A 7,782-nucleotide genomic window follows, 5' to 3' on the forward strand; every position below is an offset into this window, starting at 1 on the left:
ACTAATTTGAAAGATTTACTGCACCATTACTTATTTACAATAAATCTGCTGCTAATTGAGCAATCGATGATCTCTCTCCTTTAACGAGCTTCACGTGACCACTTATTTTCTGATCTTTAAATTTTTCAACAACATAAGTCAAACCATTGTTATATTCATCTAAATACGGGTGATCAATTTGTTCTGGATCTCCCATTAAGACAATTTTACTCTTATCCCCTACTCGAGTTAATATCGTTTTTACCTCGTGTCTAGTTAAATTTTGGGCCTCATCAATAATGATAAATTGCTCTGGAATACTTCTACCCCTTATATAAGTTAGTGCCTCTACCTCAATAGAACCCATACCAGCTAATATTGCATCAAGTTCCCCAGGTTTTTTCGTATTAAACAAGTATTCAAGATTATCATAAATTGGTTGCATCCAAGGTCTTAGCTTTTCATCCTTCTCACCAGGTAAATAACCTAAGTCCTTCCCGACAGGAACAATTGGTCTTGCAACTAATAATTTTTTATAGTTTTGTAAATCTTCTGTTTGCATAAGACCCGCTGCTAAAGCTAATAAAGTTTTGCCAGTCCCTGCTTTCCCAATTAATGTTACAAGTGGAATATCATCTCGTAACAGTAGTTCTAACGCCATTGATTGTTGTGCGTTCCTTGGACGAATGCCCCAAATATGATCATTAGAAAAAACGAATTTTTTAATTTTTGTACCTGATTGGTCTACAATACCAAGCGCTGAGCTTGAACCTCCTAAAGCATCTTTCAAAACAACAAATTGATTTGGATAAAAAGGATGGTTCGCAACGTCAGATACTGGTAATTCAGTTTTTTCATAAAACTTATTTAGTAGCTCCGTATTTATGTAGTACTCTAGATAGCCAGTATATATATGGTCAACCTCTACCACTCGATCACTTAAGTAATCTTCCGCCAATAAGTTTAATGCATCAGCTTTGACACGCACCAAAGTGTCTTTACTAACTAATATAACTGTTTTGCCATCAACTTTTGCTTCTTCTTCGAGAGATAAATTCTTCGCGACTGCTAAAATTCGATTATCATTTGTTTTTTCAACAAATATTTCTTGTAACTGCTGAAACGAACGATGATTTAGTTCAATTCTAAACGTACCACCATTTTCAAGAGGAATACTTTCATGTAATTTCCCTAGTTCTCGAAAGCTATCGATTAATTTGGAAACATACCTAGCATTGCGACCTACTTCATCCATATATCTCTTCTTTGAATCTACCTCTTCTAATACAACAGCAGGTACAACTACATCATTGTCATCAAATGAAAAGATTGCTAGTGGATCTTGCAATAGTACATTGGTGTCGAGAACGTATATTTTACTCAATCCTTAACCTCCTGACTCAAATAACACAGAATAAAATATTTGAATTAAATTCTAAGTGCAAGTTTTAAAAACAGTTAGGTTACTAGTGAAGTATGGACGAACCGTTTATATATTATATGAATTTCTCTCTACTTTAGAATACGTTTTATCATGCCATCAAACTTCAAGCGTTCTTAAGCCATTTAAAACAGCATCATCTAATTTCTTTGCAGCTCTTTCATCATACGTTTTTGCATATTGTGGTTCTGTAATAATTTTCGAACCATAAAATAAAATATTTTTCACTTCATTAATTTTGACTTCAATACATGCTAATTTCAACGGAATAGTAGGCATTTGCTTTGTTAACACTTTTGCATCACCTAAAATGTTATAGACGGTTTCATTCGAAAATAAGCTAAATGAAACAGTTCTATTTGCCTCAACATTTGAAACAACTAATGAACGTTGATCGATCGCAAATCGAATTGTTTTCTCATCTAAAGCAATAAACCATGAAATTGCATTCATAACAGGAATGCTTTTCTCACTACTAATTGTACTTAATAAGACAATTTTTTCTTTATTACAGTCTTCAAGTAAAACTGGTGACAATTCTTTTTCGATACTGTTTGCCATCACTGTTTCATCTCCTTCAAATAAAGAGTATACTAAGATAATTCAAAGTTTATATAAAAACTTCCTGCTTATTAATTTGATTTATAAAAATATATTCTAAAACCTGTTATAATTATGTTAACTTAAGTTACAGATATAAGGAGAGAAACTTTACATGAGAGTTAAATGTATGATCTGTGATAAATCAGAATCAATTAGTGATGAATCACCAATCGCTAAAAAACTACGCAATCGACCAATCCATACATACACTTGTTCTGAATGCTATGACAGGATTACGATAAAAACAGAGCAAAGAATTGCTACTGGAAAATTCCGTTTTCAAAAACCAATAAAAGATAATGACGAATGGTAATAACAAACGCAAAATAAAAAAGCCTAGAATTCTTTCTAGGCTTTTGGTATTTACAGTGATCGCTAGGAACTGCAACAAGAAAAAATGAGTTTCCAAAGAGCAGTAGTATTAATATTTTTCAGGATTCACTTTTACTTGATCTAAAAAACAATCGATCATTTCAATTGGAAAACGAGTCGTTCGATCCTTTTCACCTTGAGTGAATGAGATTAAGTAGAAATCCTCCATTACTTCAATTTTAATATTGGAAACTTTATGATCCTCTTTTAAAATTGTATCAAACATTTCATACGTCTCTTTTGCTGCTTCATCAGATGGTCTTCCATCATATATCACTTTTATTGTTAACCAGTTATATAAAGCATCCTGAACAGAATTCATCCTAAAATCCCACTTTCTATTAACAAATTAACTATGTAGTTGCATTATTTTTTTTAGATTGATGTAATCGTATTTTATAAATCCCTAAAACAAATACACTTGCAAGCAATGCCTCTACAATTGGAATTCGAAGTGCTAAAAATGTTAAGAATGTACAACCTACACATAGTAATACATAAGTGATTAACATTTTTATGATACTAAGTTTTTTCGCAAAACCTAAGTGATAGACCGCTATACTTAATACAATAATTAATCCATATAAAATCCACATCGACAATTGAAAATCTTCATTCGTTATCTTTATTATATTTCTAATAACAAACTCTAACTTGTCTAATTCATTTGGAGCCAATTTCGTTATCCCCCTAAACGTTAATAAAAAACCGACTAATATGTTAGTCGGTTTTTATTATATCATAATTATTTTAAATAATTTATTCTTACTCTGCGAATTTTTTCTTTTTCGCTACACGCTCACGCTCATTCTTATCAAGAATCTTTTTACGTAAACGAATTGATGTAGGTGTTACTTCACAGTACTCATCATCATTTAAGTATTCTAATGATTCTTCCAGCGTCATGATACGTGGTTTTTTCATTGTAGTTGTTTGATCTTTATTTGCTGAACGAATGTTTGTTGCTTGCTTAACCTTAACAACGTTTACTGATAAGTCATTTTCACGGTTGTGTTCACCAACAATCATTCCATCATATACTTCTGTACCAACTTCAAGGAAGATTACACCACGGTCTTCTAAGCCCATGATACCATAAGTTGAAGCTTTACCAGTTTCCATAGAAACTAATACACCTTGACGACGTCCACCAACTTGACCTTGGATTGCAGGTTGATAACTATCAAATGTATGGTTAATAATACCATAGCCACGAGTTAATGTTAAAAACTCTGTTGTATAACCAATTAAGCCACGAGCTGGTACCATAAATGTTAAACGAACTTGACCGCTACCATTATTAACCATGTCGCGCATTTCACCTTTACGAGCACCCATTGATTCCATAATTGAACCAGTGTACTCCTCAGGAACATCAATTTGAACATGCTCAACAGGCTCACATTTTACGCCATCAATATCACGAATGATAACTTCTGGTTTAGAAACCTGTAACTCATAACCTTCACGACGCATGTTTTCAATTAAGATTGATAAGTGAAGCTCTCCACGTCCACTAACAATCCAAACATCAGGTGAATCAGTGTTTTCAACACGTAAACTTACGTCTGTTTGAAGTTCTTGTAATAATCTTTCTTCAATTTTACGAGAAGTTACAAACTTACCTTCGCGACCAGCAAATGGTGAGTTATTTACTAAGAACGTCATTTGAAGAGTTGGCTCGTCAATACGTAAGATTGGAAGTGCATCTTGGTATTCTGCAGGACAAACTGTTTCACCAACGTTGATATCTTCCATACCAGAAACTGCTACTAAATCTCCAGCTTGAGCTTCTTCAATTTCAATACGTTTTAATCCGATAAATCCAAACATTTTTGTAATACGGAATTGTTTTACTGATCCATCAAGTTTCATTAAGGCAACTGATTGACCAACTTTCATTGTTCCACGGAAAATACGACCAATACCAATACGACCAACATAATCATTATAATCTAATAATGTAACTTGGAATTGTAATGGCTCTTCACTATTATCAATTGGAGCTGGAATGTGCTCAATAATTGTATCAAATAATGCATTCATGTTTCCTTCTTGTTTCGCTGGATCTGAATCTAAGCTTGAAGTACCGTTGATCGCTGAAGCGAATACAACTGGGAATTCTAATTGATCTTCATCAGCACCTAATTCAATAAATAGATCGATAACTTCATCTACTACTTCATTTGGGCGAGCAAAGTCACGGTCAATTTTATTTACAACAACGATTGGTGTTAAATGCTGTTCTAATGCTTTTTTCAGTACGAAACGTGTTTGAGGCATACATCCTTCATATGCATCAACTACTAATAGTACACCATCAACCATTTTCATGATACGTTCTACTTCTCCACCAAAGTCAGCGTGACCTGGAGTATCCATGATGTTGATACGTTTACCTTCATATTGAATTGCAGTGTTTTTCGCTAAAATCGTAATACCACGTTCACGCTCTATATCGTTAGAGTCCATTGCACGTTCGTTAACATTTTCGTTAGAACGGAATGTACCAGATTGTTTTAATAGTTCATCAACTAAAGTTGTTTTACCATGGTCAACGTGCGCAATAATAGCAATATTGCGTAAATCTTCTCTTTTTTTCAAAATATATTCACTCCTAAAATGTTTCCACATCTATTTTCATTATTAACTAAAACATTATAGCACATGCATGACATAATTTTTCAACTAAATGTTTTTAATCCTATATAAAATTAATATAAAAATTTCGTAAATATTGTTTTTTTCAAATTTACATACATATATACTTTAAGTAAAATAAGAATAGGAACAGGAGGTTTCATCATGTCGAGCATTAAATATCGTCTATTATTTGTAGCACTATTATCTGTCATTTTCTTAATTCTTGTTGGTATTTTATTAGCAGAAAAAAGCGTTATTGGAGCTATTATCGCACTTATTGCTTCGATTTTTTCAGTAGGATATGGATTTATTTTACGCGCTAAATTAAAAAGAGAAGGTAAGCTTTAAAACTTACCTTCCTTTTTTTCAGGAAGAAATTCTATATAATTGGTCAACAACTCATTTTGTATCGACGGGTTACTGACTAAAACTGAACTATTTTTTAAAATCGAAAGTTCTTCATTCGTAAGAGTCGTACAAATACCGCCGAGCTCTTCTACAATTATTTTCCCTGCCGCAAAATCCCATGGCGATAATCTAGGGGTAATATATGCATCTATCCTACCTGTTGCTACATAAACCATCTCAAGTGCTGCTGAACCATAAGAACGACTACCCCTTATTTTTTTTACTAATAATCCTAGTTTTTCATGATTTAAATATCGATTTTTTGTCAACCAAATCGCATTGACTGCTACAATCGCCTCTTCTATGACGATATTTTTTAATGGGCTTATTTTTTGATCATTTAGATAAGCACCTTCACCGTTTTTTGCAAAATATAATTCGTTATGTATTACATCAAATATAAAGCCCATTTTCCCAATTCCATTCTCATAAATCCCTAATGAAATTGCAAAGTTCCGTTTTTGATGAACAAAGTTCATCGTCCCATCAATTGGATCTAATATCCAGACGATACCGTTTACATTTTTTAGATCTTCACCTTTTCCTTCTTCACCGAGAAGGGAATGATGAGGAAATTCTTTTTTTATGTTCTCGAAGAAATATTTTTGAATTTCTTCATCTTTATTTGTTACTAAGTCATTTTCATTTGATTTTGTATTAATAGTAATGGAGTCATATAAGGAACTTTTAATATCTTTCGTGGCATTAATCAGAAGGTTTCTTGCAAATTGCTCTATTTTTGTCCAATCTTCTTTCATTTTAAACACTCCAATGTCTACATCTAAACTGATAAAATATCTTCTGTTTATCAGTTTACCAATAATATCCTAAAAAAACCTAATGAAATGATTTTATTATAAAAATGAGGAACTTTTTTGGAGGGTGGGCATACGATACATCGTTGGGCTAATGAAATGTGTGCACAGAAAAACGAACCTATTTAAAGGTTCGGTAATTTAATACTCGCTAAGCTTCTAAACGAATTAATTCTAATCTTAGTACTTCTAATTTTTTCTTAGATTCAATCATAGCTTCATTGTCGTTAATAGTCATTGCATCGAATAATGTTGCTAATTCATAATCTAATTCTAATCTAAGTACAGGAATTCTTTTCTCAGCATCAGTTCTTTTTAACGCATTAATCACTTGTCTCATTATTATCCCTCCATAGAATATAAGTTGGCAAAACAAAATGTGTTCAGTTTAATTAACAAAATTTTCTGATTTTTATTTTGCTACTAATATATGTTATTTGAGCTTATAATGTAACTATTTTATAGTGAAACATTCTACCCATTTGTTTGTGGACAATCATGGTATACTATTTAAAGACTATATACTAGGGGGTCCAAAATGAATCAACCATTTTTTACAGAAAGCGATTTTAACATCTTCACAACTGACTCATCCTTAGAAACTAGAATGGATGCTATTAAAAGTGAAATTCAACCAAAATTCAAGGAAATTGAACAAGAAATCCTTCCTTTTTTAAACAACTCAACTGATGAAGAATTCTTCAGTCATATTGCCAAACACGCACGTCGTACAGTTAATGCTCCAAAAGACACTTGGATCGCATTTGCAACGAATAAACGAGGATATAAAATGCTACCTCATTTTCAGTTTGGGCTTTGGGGCACGCATCTTTTTGTTCTTTTTGGCGTTATTTACGAAAGTCCAAATAAACAAAAGATTGCAACAAATTTTGATAAAAATAAAAACAAACTATTTAAGCTAATACCTAAAAACTTTGTTATTTCCTATGACCACATGAAGCCTGATGTTCATCAAAGAAGTAAAATGAAAAAAGATGACTTCCAACAAGGAATTCAAAGATTCCATGATGTAAAAAAAGCTGAGTACCTTTGTGGCATTACAATTCCAAAAGATGAAGCCATTACGATTTCAAAAGAAAATCTCATTCAAACAATTAAAGATACTTATAACACTTTACTTCCTTTATACGAAATCAGTATAAAATGAATAAATTTTTATAAGTGTTGTTTAATTATACATATGTCAAAAACAAAAGTCTATGCCCAATCTATTCACATTTTTCGACAGACCGAAAAGTGGAGGCGACTGCTCTGCTCCGACATGCATAAGACAAGGACTATAAAAGTTGCATTTTAACTTTAATAGGCATTGGCTTATGACTCGAGGGGCAAGGAGCCGAAACTAGACATCCCAAATGTGGAGGCGACTGTTCAGCTCCGACAAGCATAAGACAAAAACCAATAAAGGTGCTTTTTACCTTTAATGGGGTTTGGCTTATGACTCGAGGAGCTAGGAGCCGGAACTAGACATCACGAAATGTGGAGGCGACTGTTTAGCTC

Annotated in this window: 10 protein-coding genes; 3 read left to right on the forward strand and 7 right to left on the reverse strand. The window is 32.7% G+C overall.

The genetic code is table 11. The features are described from left to right. Positions 1 to 34: 34 nt before the first annotated feature. The gene (locus tag ACX6U0_RS04935; RefSeq protein ID WP_464958850.1) at positions 35 to 1,363 is read right to left on the reverse strand and encodes a PhoH family protein; all 1,329 of its coding nucleotides are present in this window, start codon (positions 1,361 to 1,363) and stop codon (positions 35 to 37) included. Between the two features lie 156 nt (positions 1,364 to 1,519). Next, entirely contained in the window at positions 1,520 to 1,981 is a 462-nt protein-coding gene (locus tag ACX6U0_RS04940; RefSeq protein WP_464958851.1) for a PNPOx family protein, read from the reverse strand. 154 nt (positions 1,982 to 2,135) lie between these two features. Here ACX6U0_RS04940 and ACX6U0_RS04945 point away from each other — a divergent pair, with 154 nt between their 5' ends. Further along, on the forward strand, positions 2,136 to 2,336 hold the full coding sequence (locus ACX6U0_RS04945; RefSeq protein WP_088000190.1) for a YlaI family protein: 201 nt from the start codon (positions 2,136 to 2,138) through the stop codon (positions 2,334 to 2,336). A gap of 108 nt (positions 2,337 to 2,444) precedes the next feature. Here the strand turns inward: ACX6U0_RS04945 and ACX6U0_RS04950 are convergent, their stop codons facing one another. From ACX6U0_RS04950 to typA, 3 genes are all read right to left on the reverse strand, one after another. Beyond that, entirely contained in the window at positions 2,445 to 2,717 is a 273-nt protein-coding gene (locus ACX6U0_RS04950; protein ID WP_464958852.1) for a hypothetical protein, read from the reverse strand. Between the two features lie 31 nt (positions 2,718 to 2,748). Further along, a complete protein-coding gene (locus tag ACX6U0_RS04955; RefSeq protein WP_377896760.1) occupies positions 2,749 to 3,072 on the reverse strand; it encodes a YlaH-like family protein in 324 nt (107 codons plus the stop codon). 88 nt (positions 3,073 to 3,160) lie between these two features. Continuing rightward, positions 3,161 to 5,002, reverse strand: a complete 1,842-nt coding sequence (gene typA / locus ACX6U0_RS04960) for a translational GTPase TypA (protein WP_464958886.1) — start codon at positions 5,000 to 5,002, stop codon at positions 3,161 to 3,163. A 198-nt stretch (positions 5,003 to 5,200) separates the two neighbouring features. On the opposite strand from typA, the gene ACX6U0_RS04965 reads away from it, so the two are divergent. Beyond that, positions 5,201 to 5,386, forward strand: coding sequence for a DUF5325 family protein (locus ACX6U0_RS04965; protein WP_088000188.1), 186 nt, complete (start codon positions 5,201 to 5,203; stop codon positions 5,384 to 5,386). Here ACX6U0_RS04965 and ACX6U0_RS04970 read toward each other — a convergent pair. Next, positions 5,383 to 6,204: an inositol monophosphatase family protein gene (locus tag ACX6U0_RS04970; protein ID WP_464958853.1), complete on the reverse strand. Its 822-nt coding sequence runs from the start codon at positions 6,202 to 6,204 to the stop codon at positions 5,383 to 5,385. The genes ACX6U0_RS04965 and ACX6U0_RS04970 overlap by 4 nt on opposite strands. Positions 6,205 to 6,412: 208 nt before the next feature. Further along, a complete protein-coding gene (locus ACX6U0_RS04975; RefSeq protein WP_088000186.1) occupies positions 6,413 to 6,601 on the reverse strand; it encodes a hypothetical protein in 189 nt (62 codons plus the stop codon). Positions 6,602 to 6,799: 198 nt separating this feature from the next. On the opposite strand from ACX6U0_RS04975, the gene ACX6U0_RS04980 reads away from it, so the two are divergent. Further along, complete coding sequence (locus ACX6U0_RS04980; protein WP_464958854.1) at positions 6,800 to 7,429, forward strand: YktB family protein; 630 nt, start codon at positions 6,800 to 6,802, stop codon at positions 7,427 to 7,429. Positions 7,430 to 7,782: the final 353 nt, after the last annotated feature.

It is taken from the genome of Gottfriedia sp. ABJ_BB2_2 (assembly GCF_055484705.1).